This window comes from Clostridium sp. 1001283B150210_160208_E6, from assembly GCF_015669365.1.
GTDB lineage: Bacteria > Bacillota > Clostridia > Clostridiales > Clostridiaceae > Clostridium > Clostridium paraputrificum.
The window spans coordinates 33,533-48,786 of sequence record NZ_JADPAA010000011.1 but is presented as its reverse complement, the minus strand read 5'-3'; the positions used below and the strand labels follow the sequence as shown (position 1 = coordinate 48,786).

General features: G+C 28.1%; 16 protein-coding genes and 1 other annotated feature (1 of these 17 cut by a window edge). Of the genes, 1 reads left to right on the top strand and 15 read right to left on the bottom strand.

From position 1 onward, the window contains the following. Positions 1-165: a binding site (T-box leader), on the bottom strand (it extends 86 nt beyond the left edge of the window). A 124-nt stretch (positions 166-289) separates the two neighbouring features. The 10 genes from I4V16_RS12225 to I4V16_RS12180 form a co-directional block, all read right to left on the bottom strand. Beyond that, positions 290-1,474 (bottom strand): pyridoxal phosphate-dependent aminotransferase, encoded by a 1,185-nt coding sequence (locus I4V16_RS12225; protein WP_049177850.1) that lies wholly within the window; start codon positions 1,472-1,474, stop codon positions 290-292. A 20-nt stretch (positions 1,475-1,494) separates the two neighbouring features. Continuing rightward, complete coding sequence (locus tag I4V16_RS12220; protein WP_049177849.1) at positions 1,495-2,310, bottom strand: helix-turn-helix domain-containing protein; 816 nt, start codon at positions 2,308-2,310, stop codon at positions 1,495-1,497. Between the two features lie 13 nt (positions 2,311-2,323). Continuing rightward, a complete protein-coding gene (locus I4V16_RS12215; protein ID WP_027099291.1) occupies positions 2,324-2,629 on the bottom strand; it encodes an AzlD domain-containing protein in 306 nt (101 codons plus the stop codon). Continuing rightward, positions 2,622-3,344, bottom strand: a complete 723-nt coding sequence (locus I4V16_RS12210) for an AzlC family ABC transporter permease (protein WP_049177847.1) — start codon at positions 3,342-3,344, stop codon at positions 2,622-2,624. The genes I4V16_RS12215 and I4V16_RS12210 overlap by 8 nt, the downstream gene beginning before the upstream one ends. A gap of 217 nt (positions 3,345-3,561) precedes the next feature. Next, a complete protein-coding gene (locus I4V16_RS12205) occupies positions 3,562-4,017 on the bottom strand; it encodes a hypothetical protein (protein ID WP_049177845.1) in 456 nt (151 codons plus the stop codon). A gap of 69 nt (positions 4,018-4,086) precedes the next feature. Continuing rightward, on the bottom strand, positions 4,087-5,256 hold the full coding sequence (locus I4V16_RS12200; protein ID WP_195573091.1) for an SAM-dependent methyltransferase: 1,170 nt from the start codon (positions 5,254-5,256) through the stop codon (positions 4,087-4,089). Positions 5,257-5,373: 117 nt separating this feature from the next. Further along, positions 5,374-7,311, bottom strand: a complete 1,938-nt coding sequence (locus tag I4V16_RS12195; RefSeq protein WP_195966874.1) for an FAD-dependent oxidoreductase — start codon at positions 7,309-7,311, stop codon at positions 5,374-5,376. A gap of 188 nt (positions 7,312-7,499) precedes the next feature. Then, positions 7,500-8,078, bottom strand: coding sequence for a TetR/AcrR family transcriptional regulator (locus I4V16_RS12190; RefSeq protein ID WP_195573089.1), 579 nt, complete (start codon positions 8,076-8,078; stop codon positions 7,500-7,502). 89 nt (positions 8,079-8,167) lie between these two features. Further along, positions 8,168-9,226 carry a GHKL domain-containing protein gene (locus I4V16_RS12185; protein WP_161799079.1) on the bottom strand — a complete coding sequence of 353 codons (1,059 nt, stop codon included), beginning with the start codon at positions 9,224-9,226 and terminating at the stop codon, positions 8,168-8,170. 151 nt (positions 9,227-9,377) lie between these two features. Next, a complete protein-coding gene (locus I4V16_RS12180; protein ID WP_195966873.1) occupies positions 9,378-10,112 on the bottom strand; it encodes a LytTR family DNA-binding domain-containing protein in 735 nt (244 codons plus the stop codon). Positions 10,113-10,301: 189 nt separating this feature from the next. Here I4V16_RS12180 and I4V16_RS12175 point away from each other — a divergent pair, with 189 nt between their 5' ends. Next, a complete protein-coding gene (locus I4V16_RS12175; protein ID WP_153246617.1) occupies positions 10,302-10,475 on the top strand; it encodes a hypothetical protein in 174 nt (57 codons plus the stop codon). A gap of 143 nt (positions 10,476-10,618) precedes the next feature. Here I4V16_RS12175 and I4V16_RS12170 read toward each other — a convergent pair whose 3' ends face one another. The 5 genes from I4V16_RS12170 to I4V16_RS12150 form a co-directional block, all read right to left on the bottom strand. Then, complete coding sequence (locus tag I4V16_RS12170) at positions 10,619-11,044, bottom strand: GNAT family N-acetyltransferase (RefSeq protein WP_242983093.1); 426 nt, start codon at positions 11,042-11,044, stop codon at positions 10,619-10,621. Positions 11,045-11,387: 343 nt separating this feature from the next. Then, on the bottom strand, positions 11,388-12,527 hold the full coding sequence (locus I4V16_RS12165; protein ID WP_195966872.1) for a DHHW family protein: 1,140 nt from the start codon (positions 12,525-12,527) through the stop codon (positions 11,388-11,390). Between the two features lie 20 nt (positions 12,528-12,547). Next, complete coding sequence (locus I4V16_RS12160) at positions 12,548-13,924, bottom strand: MBOAT family O-acyltransferase (protein WP_347708001.1); 1,377 nt, start codon at positions 13,922-13,924, stop codon at positions 12,548-12,550. A gap of 38 nt (positions 13,925-13,962) precedes the next feature. Next, entirely contained in the window at positions 13,963-14,397 is a 435-nt protein-coding gene (locus I4V16_RS12155; RefSeq protein WP_207745433.1) for a DUF4358 domain-containing protein, read from the bottom strand. Between the two features lie 22 nt (positions 14,398-14,419). Further along, on the bottom strand, positions 14,420-15,211 hold the full coding sequence (locus tag I4V16_RS12150) for a GDSL-type esterase/lipase family protein (RefSeq protein ID WP_161954457.1): 792 nt from the start codon (positions 15,209-15,211) through the stop codon (positions 14,420-14,422). Positions 15,212-15,254: the final 43 nt, after the last annotated feature.

Below are 15,254 nucleotides of genomic sequence, written 5' to 3'. Positions count from 1 at the left end.
TCCTCTATAACGTAAGGGACACGTCTGTATCTACATTAAGAATTAATCTTAGTTCTCAATACGCGATTCAAAGGCTGCTTTCTATAAAGTAATCTACTAGGTTCCACCTCCCCCTAGCTCTCTAAAAGACTTAACTTATATACTATTCCTTATCACTATCTTTATCCTATAATTTTATTATATTAATTATCTAATATATGGAGAATTTAGTCAAGTAGATTCGATAAGTAATAAAAAAAGAAACTGCGAAAGCAGTTTCCTCAAAAATTATTCATTAAATTACTATTCATCAAGCAAACTGCTTTGCCAGTTTACTAAAAGCCTCCAAAGATTTTTCAATCTTTTCATATCCAATACAATAAGAAAGCCTAAAATATCCTGGGCATCCAAAGGATGACCCTGGGACTATAAGCAAGTTAAATTTCTTTGCTTCTTCTGCAAACTTCTTATCATCTTGAATTAATGCCTTAGGGAATAAATAAAATGCTCCCTCTGGCTTTATGCATTCAAACCCTAAACTTATTAAATGATTATATAATAGATCTCTATTCTTCTTATATATATTAACATCTACTTCTGCACCTAGTGTTTTTCCTATTACTCTTTGAAATAGGGATGGTGCATTAACAAATCCTAGTATTCTATTTGCTACATTTAATGATGCAATTACATCATTAAAATCATCCATTACACTATTTACTACAATATATCCTATTCTCTCCCCTGGAAGAGATAATGACTTACTATAAGAATAGCCTATGAAGGAATTTTTATAATACTTAAGTACATAGGGTACCTCTACCCCATCATATACTATTTCTTTGTATGGTTCATCAGAAATAAGATAAATACTAATTCCAAATTCCTTTTCCTTTTCTTCTAAAACCTTAGCCATCCTCTTTAATGATTCATCTGAATAAACAACTCCTGTTGGATTATTAGGAGTATTTATTATTACCGCCTTAGTTTTAGGAGATATAGCTTCTTTCAAGCCTTCAATATTAGGCTGAAATGTCTTAGTTTCAGCTGGTACAACAACAAGTTTACCATCAAAATTAGCTACATAATTTCCATACTCCCCAAAGTATGGTGCAAGAACTACAACTTCATCACCTGGATTTAATAATGTTTTTAATATAACATTTAAGCCACCAGCTGCACCACAAGTCATAACTATGTTTTCACAAGATAAATTCATATTATTTTTCTTGTTTATGAATTGAGCAATTTCCTCTCGTACATCTTCATAACCTGAGTTATTCATATATCCATGTACAAGGTTAGGTGATTCTTCATTTAGTATCTGAACAATTGCATCCTTTATTTCTTGTGGTGGTTCTACATTAGGATTACCAATGCTATAATCAAAAACATTTTCTTCCCCATATATAGCTGATAACCTTTTGCCTTCTTCAAACATTGCTCTTATTACAGAACTATTTTTTACAAGTTCATTCATCTTTTTTGATATCATTTTTTGCCCCCTTTTTATATTTAGATATCACTATATCCAAAATAATCTTTTCTAACTTCATTCATGAAGTTCTCATACCCATCTTGTTTTTTTTCATTAAGCTGATAGAAATATTCATTAACCATAAGATCATGACATATGTAATCTTCGCTTACATCAATTAAACTTTCATCTTGAGTCCAAGTAACTCTACTATCTTCCCCTCTTGAGATTACGCCATACAAAGCGTGTTCTCCATCAATAGTAACAGTCATATATCTTTCTTTTTTTTCTTGCAAATAAGTTTCTATATCTCTATGAGGAGTAAGTTCATTAAAAGCATTACTTGTTCCAAAGTATATCCCCTTAATAATTACTCCTCTTTCTTTTGCTTTAATTAACTCTTCTTCAATTTCTTTTACTTCTTCTTCCCATATTGAAAGAGCTATTCTCTTTTGAGCATGAGAAATAAGTAGATTTAATGCCTCAATAATCTTTTCTCTTCCCTCTAAAATAGTAAGAGTATTTTTTTGCTCCTTCTTGTTATAAATACTGTTTACGTATTTATCAACACTACTTAAGGTTTGAGTAAAGTTCTTTTCAAGTTTTGAAATTAAAAGCTTTGGCTCTAATGGATAATAAATTGTAGTCTTTTCATCACTTTGTTCAAATACCATTCCTTTAGTTTTTAGCATATCTAAAACTTCATAAATTCTTGATCTTGGTATTCCTGATTCCTTGCTTAAGCTATACCCATTTAGAGGATTCTTTTCTAAAAGACTTAAATAAGCCTTAACTTCATACTCACTTAACCCTAAAGACTTCATTTCTTGAATTACTGATGAATTATCTCCCATGTTCCCTCCTACGTTAAAACGCCACTAATACAATAAAAGTAGATAATATTGCTCCTATTACTGGTAATATTATACCACCTTTGTACCATGAATATCCAATAGCAAATAAAATTCCTACTATTCCTGCTATTGGTTTATCTGGTGTAGCGTTAAAAACTCCTGGTAAAATTAATGCACCAAGAGCTGTTGCTGGAATATATGACAAAAACTTATTAAACTTTTCTGGAAGTTCCTTTTGATTTCCCATTAAAAATGGAATAAGTCTTGGTAGATAAGTTACTATCATCATTCCCAGTATTAAAATAATAACTTTACTCATTAACTTGAACCTCCTCTTTCATAAATGCTCCTAAAGCTGATATTGATATTATTGAAATAATAACACTCCATCCTGCTGGTAAAAAAGAAATGGAAGATAATATTGTATTTAAAATTCCAGCTAAAATAGCTAGTCCTAATAATTTTCTACTCTTTTTTCCTTCTGGTATTAATATGCCTATAAACATAGCATATAAAGCTATTCCCATACTGTCTTGAACCACTGGCGGTAAAACTTCACCTAATAAAAATCCTCCAGCTGTAGCTAAAACCCATACTAAATATGTTGATCCTTCAAACCCCAACATAAATTTAGGAGTTAGTTCTTCTTTCTTAAAAGAGGCAATTGAAAATATTTCATCTGTCATTGCAAAAGCCACAAAAGGTGTCCATTTTTGAAGCTTATCATTAACCTTTCTTGAAAGAGATGCACTCATTAAAAAATGTCTAGAGTTCACCAAGAACGTAGTTAATATAATTTGTAGTATCCCTGCTCCTGCCATAAATAGGTTTAACGCCATAAATTGACTTGCACCTGCTGATACAAAGGCTGAAAACATTACTGTCTCACTAAATGTTATTCCTGCAGTTTTTCCTAAAATACCAAAGGCCATGGCTATTGGTATATATCCTATAATTAATGGAGCTGCCGCCCTTAACCCCTCTTTTATTCCTTCTTCTCGTTCCTCACGTAAGACTAATTTTTCTGCTAACACTTTTTAACCCCCTAACTAGTAACTACTTTAGTAACCACTTACAAGTAGTTATTATAGTAGTCACTAATTAGAAAGTCAATGAAAACTCCTAGTGAACCTAGGAGTTTTCACACTATCACTCTCCCTACTTTCTTTAAATTACAAAAAGAACTATGGCAATAGAAAAAATTAATTTCCTATTGCCATAGCCTATAATAATCTAAAATTTAATATTCCATTAGTTTCTTTTCTTTCCAAATAACCCTTTTAAGGTTAGGCCAATACCTGCTGCTGTAGTTACAAACATTATTATTCCTTGGAACATAGTTATTCTATTAAAATGTATTCTTAATCCCATAATTATTCCAACTATAATAATTAACAGTCCAACAACTACCAAAAACCATCCAAATATAGAATCTTCATTAAAAAATAATATTACGACTCCCACTAGTAGTGGAAAAATTATCAATCCTGTAGGCACATCAAAACCTATTAATCTAGAAAGTCCGAACCCTGTTGATATAGTAGTATTTTGAAAAATCATGAAGGCCCCTATACAGAATAATATTATACCTCCAAAAAAAGTTAGAATACTTCCCCCTTCTTTTCCATCGTAATAATCATATTTTCTTAACTCTTCTTCTCTTGCTTCTTCTTCCCTTTTACTATCCTTTTCCCTCTTCTTTACCATTATTACCCCCCCTAATATATATAACATCATTATATACATTTTATGTAATAACAGTAAACATTTATGATATTATTTTAAGTTTTTTAAGTCGCTTTCCAACAACTTATATAATGTTGGATTAAAATTAAATTCTTTATTTAATCTATTGATCTCATCTAAAGCCTCTTTCTTCTTATCAAGAGATATTTTCCCCTTAGATGCTCTAATTAATATATTTTTAGGAGAATGAGCTATATCAATAAACTCTAACAACTGTGTTTTATATCCCATTGCTTCTAAAAGGTTTGCTCTAACAGAATCTGTCATAAGGGCTGCCATTCTTTCTTGAATTATTCCATATTTAGTTAATATAGAAAACTCATCTGATTTCATTTGTTTATTAAATTCATGTTGGCAACACGGAACAGAAAATATCATCTTACTATTCCACTTTATTGCATTATACAAAGCATAATCTGTTGCAGTATCACACGCATGCAATGTTATAACCATATCCACCTTATTGTTATACTTAAAGCCATTTATATCTCCAAGCTCAAAATGTAAATTATCATATTTGTATCTTTTAGCTATATCATTACACTTCTTAATTACATCTTCCTTTAAATCTAATCCAATCATCTTTACATCGATTTTCTTTATTTCTACAAAGTAATAATAAAGTACAAAAGTTAAATAAGATTTTCCACATCCAAAGTCCAATATAGTAAGTTCTTTATAATCATTTTTCTTTATTTCATCATCTATTATCTCTACAAATCTATTTATTTGCTTATATTTATCATACTTAGAGTTAACTATTTTCCCTTCTTTAGTAAATACACCTAAATCTATAAGAGGCTCAATTATCATACCTTCCTTTAAGATATAATTTTTCTCTCTGTTGTGACTTTTATTAGCTAGCTTTTCATTACTACTTTTCTTTTTGCCTAGAAATATCTTACCTTTTTTAGATATCTTCATATCAAATGTTGTGTCATTTGACCATGCAGAAACTTGCTTATATTTTCCTTCAATACACTCTAAAAGTTTTGAAGATATTTCATCAAACTTTATGTTTTCATGAAATACTTGTTTATCTGTGTATTGCTCTATTTGATAATACTTTTCTTTTTTATTTTCTTTTAGCAGAAAAGTAATCTTATTATATTTAACATCTTTATTAAGTTTATTGCTTATAACTATTTTAATTAATTCTTCTTTTATCATTTCTTCAATTGATTTTTTTAAATCTTCCATAACTACACACCTTATCCATGTATTTTCTAATAGCATATTATATCATATATAAAATAAAAAGAAACCCAAGCGCAAAACTTGGGTTTCTATACATCATAAAATTAACTACTAATTTTACTATATTTCTCTAGCTACATCTACTGCTTCTTTAATACAATTTAATGCTCTACGAGCTTTAACTGCATCTCCTATTGTATGGCAAGGTATATTATTCTTACCACAGTAAACTGATATTTCATCATAGTCACGGGCTCTTGAGCCTATTGAAACAACTACAGAATCACAAGGAATTTCTTCTAAAGCTCCTTCTTTATCAATAACAACTGCTTTATCTTTTATCTCTACACATTTAGCATTAGTTATAGTAGTTATTCCTTCTTTATATAAATTTTCCATTACGCATATTTTACGAAGTTGTCCTAAATCCTTAGCAACCTCATTTAACATTTCAACAACAGTAATCTTTCCAACTTTACCTGAAAGATATTCAGCCACCTCAAGACCTACCAATCCTCCACCTACTACTACAACATCTCCATCTACCTTAACCTTACCAGCTAATACATCATGAGAATTTGTAACATTAGCTAATTTTGAACCAGGTATATTTAATTCCATTGGAGAAGATCCTACTGCTACTATAACTTCATCTGGATTTACGTCTTTAATAACTTCAGGAGTTACCTTTGTAGAAAGCCTTATTTCAATTCCAGCCTTTTCACATACTTCTCCCATATGAATAGCTGCTAATTTCATTTCTTCTTTTCTTGGTGCGGCACCAGCTAGTACAAATTGTCCCCCTAAAGAATCACTTGCTTCACATACTACTGGAATATGTCCTCTTTCCTTTAAAGTAGTTGCTGCCTGTAAACCAGAAACTCCTCCCCCAATAATTAATACCTTTTTAGGTGCTTCAGTTTTTCTTAACTCATATTCCTTCTCTCTTCCTAAGGCTGGGTTTCTTAAACAAGTTATAAAAGGAACATCCTTATCAGAAAAGCCATCATAACACCCTTGGTTACAACCTACACAACGTATAATGCTATCTGCTTCCCCTCTCATAGCTTTATTACAGAACTCTGGATCTGCAAGTTGTGCTCTTCCCATTACAACCATGTCTGCTTTACAATCTTTAATTATTTCATCAGCTTGCCCTGGATCATTTATTCTTCCTACAGCAATTGTAACTAATCCTGTCTCATTCTTTATTCTTGTTGCATTATCAACATTAAAGCCTCTTGGTAAATCTACTGGTGGCACTTCATATTTAATAGCTGCACTTGAGAAATTTCCTCTTGAAACGTCAACTACATCAACTCCTGCATTTTTAGCTGATTTACAAAATTCAATTACCTCTTCAATAGTTAAACCATCTTCAACATAATCATCAAAGGCATCTATTCTCATGAATAGAGGCATATCTTCTGGAATATTATTACGTATGGCTTCTATACATTCTAGCAAAAATCTTGAACGATTTTCTAAAGATCCACCATACTCATCTGTTCTTTTATTAAATGCCTTACTTAAGAATGAGTGTGGAGTATAATTGTGTCCTGCATGAAATTCAATAGTATCAAATCCTGCTTCTACTGCTCGCTTTGCTGCTGTTCCAAAAGCTTCAACAGCTTCCTTAATTGTTTCTACGCTTGCTCCAGGTATTACATAATTAGGAGCTGCTTGAAAATCACTAGGTACTACAACCATTGCAATTGGATCCCCAAATAGTACTGCTGATCCACCTAACCATAATTGTACTCCAGCTAATCCTCCAGCTTCATGAATTGCATCAACTAACTTCTTCATTCCTGGTATATACTTATCATCAGATATTGCCAGAAAATTCTTTGGCGATGATTTGCTATATACAGAGCAAACTTCTGTAAAGTTTAAGCCATTTCCACCTTTTGCTCTAGCTACATGGTAATCAATAAGTTGATCAGTTACATAGCTATCTCCATTAAGCATCTTCGTACCCATAGCAGGGAAAACTACCCTATTTTTAATTTCTAACCCTCTTACCTTTATAGGGCTAAATACATGATTGTAATACATAATATACCTCCTAAAATTTATATAGTTAACTAATTAACAATCTTTCCTTAATGCAATTATATTTCATTCCGGAAATTTAATCAATACGTTTTAAACATTTTGTTTTAATTTTATACTTTCTTAGACAGCAAATAAGCCAGGAATATATTTATCTTTTCATAAATATATTCCTGGCTTATTTGCTTATTCTATCTTAATATACTTAATATATATTTTATATACTTAATTCGTCCCTCTTTATTAGTTATAAGTTCATTATTTAAGTCTGTTGCACTAAAATCGGTAGTTGGATAAATAAGTGATGATAAAAATATCATTTTTATATATGAAAATTCATTCTTTGATGATTTAACAACTCTTTTCAAAATCTCATCTAACTTTTTATTCATAGATTCTGTAACGTCTATGATTTTTTTTGCAATCTCATCATCTTCATATGAAGTTGCTGCTTCCTTTTGCATTACAAAAATTCCTGGATATCTTAGTGCATATTCCATTATTTCGTTAGCACATAGAATTAACTTTTCTTCATCACTAAGTTCTTCATTATCAAGCTCAGAATAAGCTGAAACTATATTTTCTATATAAAACGCCTGTACATTTTTCACCATTTCATCCTTACTACCAAAATAATAATTTATAGCACTTACATTAACTCCAGCTTCTTTTGAAATAGCTCTAATGGGAACGCTTGATGACCCATTCTTTCCAAAAAGATATAATGCTCTATCTAAAATTCTTTCTTCTATACCTTTAAGTTCTCTCACTTTTTCACCTCTTATAATAGATATATAAATTCATCCAATTAATATTAGAATTATATCAAACTAGACTAATTATGTATACCTTATGAAATTTAAATATTTATTTCCATAGTAAAGATATTTTCATCAATATCTACTAATATTTCTCCTCCATTATTGTAAACTATAGTCTTAACATTATATAGTCCAATTCCCCTTTCATCGCCTTTGTTAGAATACCCATAGTTAAACATTTCTAAAACATTTATAACATCCTCATTATTAACTGAATTTTTAACCACTATATTATATTTATTATCTTTTTTACTCAAAGTTAGTTCTACATACTTATCATAACTTTCAGAGCTTGCCTCTATTGCATTATTTAAAATGTTTGACATAATAATTACAAGTTCTGAATCAGAAATACTTATATCTTTCAAACTACTTTTTATGTAATATTTAAAATTGATTCCTATCGAAGTTGCATAAGATATTTTACTGTAAATTAAGGCCCTTATTAGTTGATTATTTATCTTCGATAATTCTATTAAATGATCCTCATTTGATACATTTTGAATATACCCCTTAACTAAATCTTTTATCTGATCATAATCACCAACCTGCAATACACCATATATAGCATTAAGATGATTTTTATACTCATGTGAATCTGCCCTCATTTTTTCAAAATACTCTTCAAGAACCTCGTTATATCTTGACTTCAATTTATCCTCTTCTGTTTTCTTAAATTGTCTAAATATATCAACAAATAAAAATATTCCCACTAAAATAAAGCTTAATATAGAAAGCAATATTAACACTTTTTCAATACTACTTAACCATGTTGTTGTATTTATATATTGAAACAAAAAGAAAATCATAAAGCACTGTAAAATAACCATAATAAATATTTTTATATTCTTCTTTACTATATCTATAAAATTAATAGTCATTTTTTTGTTAAAGGAATATATAAGCAGTATTACTGAGGTATTGATAATACTTTGCGATATTATCATATTACTAGCTGTAATATTAATCTTTAAAAATTGATACATTATTGTTAATATACTTTCTGCAACTGCTAAGCTTATAAAGGCCATAAATAGCTTTATTTGATTATCAAGTATTTTTTCCTTATTAATTAATGATAAAACTAGTCCATACATAAAATTAATAAAAAAAATCCATATATTCATGTTGCTGCCTATAGTTGAAAAAAGCAAAGATATAATTACTATTACAATATAATCTCTAATACTCTTTCTTTTAGATACTATATTATAAATAATCCCCAAAGAGATGCATTGTATAAATAAATTAATCCACATTATACTCTCCTAATAATTCCATTAAATTATTCTTATAATTTAGCGATAGCAATGCTATATCATCTATACTATCAAAATGAATTTTCCAAAGCTTATAATACTCTTTTTCTATTTTTTGAATATAAGTGCAATTAACTAAGAAAGACTTATGAGTTTGAACTATATTTTCACAGCTAATTAAAGTACTAATTTTATTTAAAGTATATTCTCTTGTAGTAAGAACACCCTTTGTTGTATGTATTACACATCTTCTTGATAAATACTCTATAAAAATAATATCTTTAATTCTCAATTTATATTTCACCTTATTCTCTAAGGTAATAAGCAGAAATTCATCTACTTTCTTATTATCCATTTTTTTATTTTCATTAAAGATATTTATTATATCTACAACCTCCTTACTTTCATAAGGCTTCACAATAAATTCATAACAATGTGTTTTTTTAAAGGCATCTAATATTAATTGTTTTTCTGTAGTTAAAAATATAATTCCTGTTAACTCATATCCTTTAATTTTTCTTATTTCTTCTGCAAGCTCTATACCAGATCCATCCTTAAGTTTTATATCTAACATGAATAAATCAATTTTTCTTTCTTTTAATAAAAAGAGACTCTCTTTTACAGAATCAGAATATAAAACTTGTACATCTTTAAATCTACTTTCTACTATTTTTATTAAATTATTTCTCTGAACAACATCATCTTCTACTATTAAAATCCTCATACTCTCACCCTAACACTATTATATTTAATTTTCACTCTTTTTACAAATTATTGTAAAAAATATGTCAAATTTAGTTTGTCTAGAATTTTGTGCTCTATTTTTATACTTTTATACTAAAAGCATTGTGTTCTTATCTCCTGTAAACTAAAATTTATTAATGTAAATATATGTTATCAAGGGGGCTTATATATGAACTTAGATCTTAAAAAGGCATCTAGAATTCTTTCTTCCATTGGAATATTCGCAATACTACTTAATTATGTTGCTTACTTTCTAAACTTTGTTCAAATAAGCATGACCTTAAATATTATTTTTATTATTTTAATTATAGTTTTTGTATATATACTTGTGCTTTCAAGGTAAAACTTATGATGTTAATTTTGATTGTTTTAAGTATAATTAATCCAAGTGTTTTTATCCCCTTATTATTCAATATATAAAAAGGGGATCTATCCCTTTATCACAAAAAAAGTTGTACTTGCCTTAATAACAAGTACAACTTTCTTTTAAAAACATTTAACCATTTTTATTATTCTCTCACCAAAAAGAACCTTATCAAAAACTTTATTGTAATCTAGCTTTTCGTAGAACTTAGTTACATTTTCATCCTTTGCTAAAAGTGATATACCTTCATACTCTTCCTTCTTTGCAACCTGTTCTGCATATTTCATCAATTTCTTTCCAATCCCAAGGCCTCTAGCTTCTTTGGAAGTAGCTATGTTTGCTATATAAAGGTCCCCTCTTCTACATTCCCTTAAGAATATATATTTTATATCATTAAATATAAAATATAGTTTATCTAATAAACCATCTACTCTCTTAAATTGCTTAAACTCAGTTTCAAGACTTAATCTATCTAATTCATCATAAGGTATTAAAACCATTGCTCCTAATACTTTTTCATCCACTTCTGCAACCATAATATAATCCAAACTATATCTTGATTCTTCATCTTTTACAAGTTCTTTTAAATTTTCTAAACACTCCTGTTTAGACTCTCCCCCTCATACATCATGAGGTTTCACTTCTGTATAGTATATCAGGTGAGCCACCGTGTCTACATCCTGTTTTTTTGCTTTTCTAATTTTAACCTTTTTCACAAATATTACCTCCTATACAGAAATTTGTTTTCTGTATAGTATTATTATATAAACTTAACGCATCTATTTTAATTGCTATTTATGTTATGTTTTACGTACAGTTATGCTAAGTGAAAAAAGCATGATTTAACAGAAATCATACTTTAAGTTTATATTTTTATACTATTTGTACTTTTTAATAATTTTCTAACACTCCATATAATGAATTATCTTGAAAAAAAGTATTTGCATTATATAAAAATAAAATTTCACTGAACTTCTCTTCTTTAATTAATTCTTCAATATCTCCATAATAATATCTTGGATCTACCATTACGATTTCTTCAAAATAAGGCGTTAAAAACTGAACTATACTATTTGCATAAGAATCTTTAATTAAAAGTAATTTGTTATTATATTTAGCTGTAGTTTGAATTTTAATTATAGGCTTATTGCCTCCAAGAAATACTCCATATTTATCATTGGTGCCAAGCTTTAAACTATCATATAATGATGGAATTACTTTCTTTTCTTCTAACTGATTAACTATAACTTCATCATCTTCATTTTTAGGAATATATACTTTTATCTCATCCTCTTTATTAATATCAAACAAACTGCGTGAATATAAAGTGCCTTTAAAATCATCTGATACTAGTTCAATATCGTAATAACTCTCTTCATTCTTCTTTAAGTTCATCTTGTCACAAAGAGCTAGGTATCCATAGTAAGCCCCCTTAGTTGTCCAATGATGATCTGTTCTATAAAAAATTTCTTCTTCCTTATTTTCTATAAAATAATTGTATGGATTTATAAATGAAATATTTCTATCTAACTTATTAGAAAAGTTATTTATATACTCTACCTGCTTAGATTCAGATACATATCTAGGTAGTTTTTCACTATATATACTAATAGCATTAGGAACCATCATAAAATTTATCTTTATTTCTGAATGCTTATTAGAGAATTCATTTATAGCCTTAATATTCTTCTCTAAACTTTCTTTATTAGGTTCTAGAAATTTCTCAATTAAAGAACCATCTGAACACAGATATATATTGTTATTCTCCTTTTTCCCTAATAAAACATCAATCTCACTCTTCAATTTTATAAATGTATCTCTCATAAAAAACTGATCATTTTTATACTTCTCGTAATTTTTTGTATATCTACCTTCAATTAGCCTATCTATTTTAAAAGTAGGCATTTTAGCCAATGACCTATTTTCTAAGTTAGAAAACTCCATATTTTTATTAAATATATTAATAATAAAGAATCCAAAAATAAATATTACAAAAACTATAGCTAAGACATTTCTATATTTCTTTCTCATTAATTTCACTCCAAGCATATTTAAAATCTAAAGTATATAAATGGATTGTATGTTGAGCTTAATAAATATGCAGTAGCTATTATAAGAATAAGTATATTTACAGCTCCTATCATTGTATAGCACGTTATAGAATTATAAGATTTTACCTTTTTTACTATATATGCTGGCATTGGTGTTGAAGCTATTATTAATATAATGAATAAAATTATATTAGTACTTAAATAATATAAAGCTGTATTATCAATTATTGTATTACCTGATATAAAAAACATAACTTTTAAATAATTTAGAGCTTCATATAATGTATTCATACCAAAGAATACCCATCCAACCATAACTATAACAAGTGTATATATTCTTCTAAATATAGTTGGTAAGTTTTTAATATATCTTCCTATAATGAACTTTTCTATAATCAAAATTACACCATAATACATTCCCCAAATAATAAAGTTATAACTTGCTCCATGCCATAATCCAGTCAATGTCCAAACTATCATTAAATTTCTACACTGTTTTTTTACTCCTTCTCTATTTCCTCCCAAGGGAATATATACATATTCTTTAAACCATGTACTTAATGATATATGCCACCTTCTCCAAAACTCAGTAACACTTTTTGATATATATGGATATTTAAAATTCTCTTTAAATGTAAACCCAAACATATGCCCCAAACCAATGGCCATGTCTGAATAACCACTAAAATCAAAATATATTTGAAATGTATACGCAGCTATACCTATCCATGATGTAGCTACAGAAATATTATTAATATCCAGTACACTAATTACGCTCCATAAATATCCTATATTATTGGCTAACAGAACTTTTTTCCCAAGTCCTGCAATGAATCTCTCAACCCCATATCCAAATTCATCTATTGATTCTTTTCTTTTTTCAAGCTTACCATTTATATCAGTATATTTTACTATAGGACCTGCTACTAACTGAGGAAACATTGAAATATATGTAGCAAATGATATTATGTTTTTCTGAACTTCTACTTTATTCAAATAAACATCTACTATGTATGATATAGTTTGAAATGTATAAAAGGATATACCAATAGGTAATGATAGATTGTTATATTGTATATTTAAAGAAAAAATACTATTTATATTTCCTACTATAAAATCATAATACTTGAAGAATCCAAGCATCCCAACATTAAGAGCTAAAGTTAATACAAATATAATCTTTTTTCTTCTCCCTTTTTGATTTTTAATTAATAAAGCTAAAACATAATTAATAATTATTGTTAATATCATTAAAATTATATATATTGGTTCTCCCCATGCATAAAAAACTAAACTTCCTAATAATAAAATAAAGTTTCTTAATTTTCTAGGAGACAGATAATATGTAACTAGGATAATAGGCAAAAATGTAAACATAAAAATAATACTACTAAATACCATCTTGTCCCCTCTTTCTACACTTTTATACTTTCTATAAATATTTGTTTATTATTTTCTGCATTTTCTCCAATACATAAAAATACAAATTTACCTCTTGCTATTAATTCATAATCTTCTATGATTTTTGTCTGCTCTGGAGCATATCCACCAAAATTATTTAATTGATTACTAACTCTTTGTTCCATTGCACACTCTATGGATTCTATTTGATTTTTATCCTTTACTTTTACAATCAACACTTCATTAACTTCCATTGTAGATTTAGAAATATATAATGAAACTTCCTCATAATCATCACTATTTAAACCATAAAGTCTTTTTAACATCTTTTTATCTGACTTTTGTAAATTTTCATCTTTCTGTAAAATATTATTAGATATTTCATCTGTGGTAATATTCTTATAACTCTTAGCACATCCACTCATAGTGAAAATAGCTAATATAATCATAAGAAAAGATAACTTCCTCAATTTATTCACCCTCTAAGTTATATTTAATCAATTCATTAAGCCACTTTGGATAAAATGAGCTTTTTACATGAATTCCATCTGGTTCATACAACATTTTATTTTCTTCAATTATGTACCTTATATCAACGAATGTAGCTCCTTCATTAATAGCTAGTTCATTTAATCTTTTATTCGCTTCTATAATTCTCTCTTTTTTATACAAAGGATTTTTAGAACTAACCTTGTCCATTACAGGCAAGATAGAATTTATATATATTTTTGTATTAGGACTTCCTTCTTTTACTCTATCAATAAGCACTTTATAATTATCAATAAATGAACTTAAGTCTTCAAAAACTAACAAATCATTCATTCCTAAAAGAATAAATAATCTTTCTGGAGATAATTTTATTATGGTATTTATATCTTCTCTAGCTTTTAAAACATCCTTCCCTTTCTTTGCTACTACTGAATAATTATTTAGATATTCATATTCCGATAATGCTTCAACAATAGAATCTCCCCAAAAAATATCTCCTTTAAAAATAATTTTATAGTCTATTTTCTTATCTCGTACCATTTTTTTAATTTCTTCTCTTCTCTTTTTTAGTTCCTCTTCTCTATGCATATTATCAATTTTTGTTTGTATCTTTGAAATGTCCTTCTCCTCTAATTCTTTTAATATATGTACTCCATGCTCTAAATCACCACTTACAGATTCTCTACTGGATACATATGAACTTTTTACAAATCTACTAATTAACAATACGAAAATTGTACATAATATGACCTCTCTTTTGTACTTTTTTATCATTTTCCTCACCCACATATCTTATTAGTTCTCTCACTAACTTAGT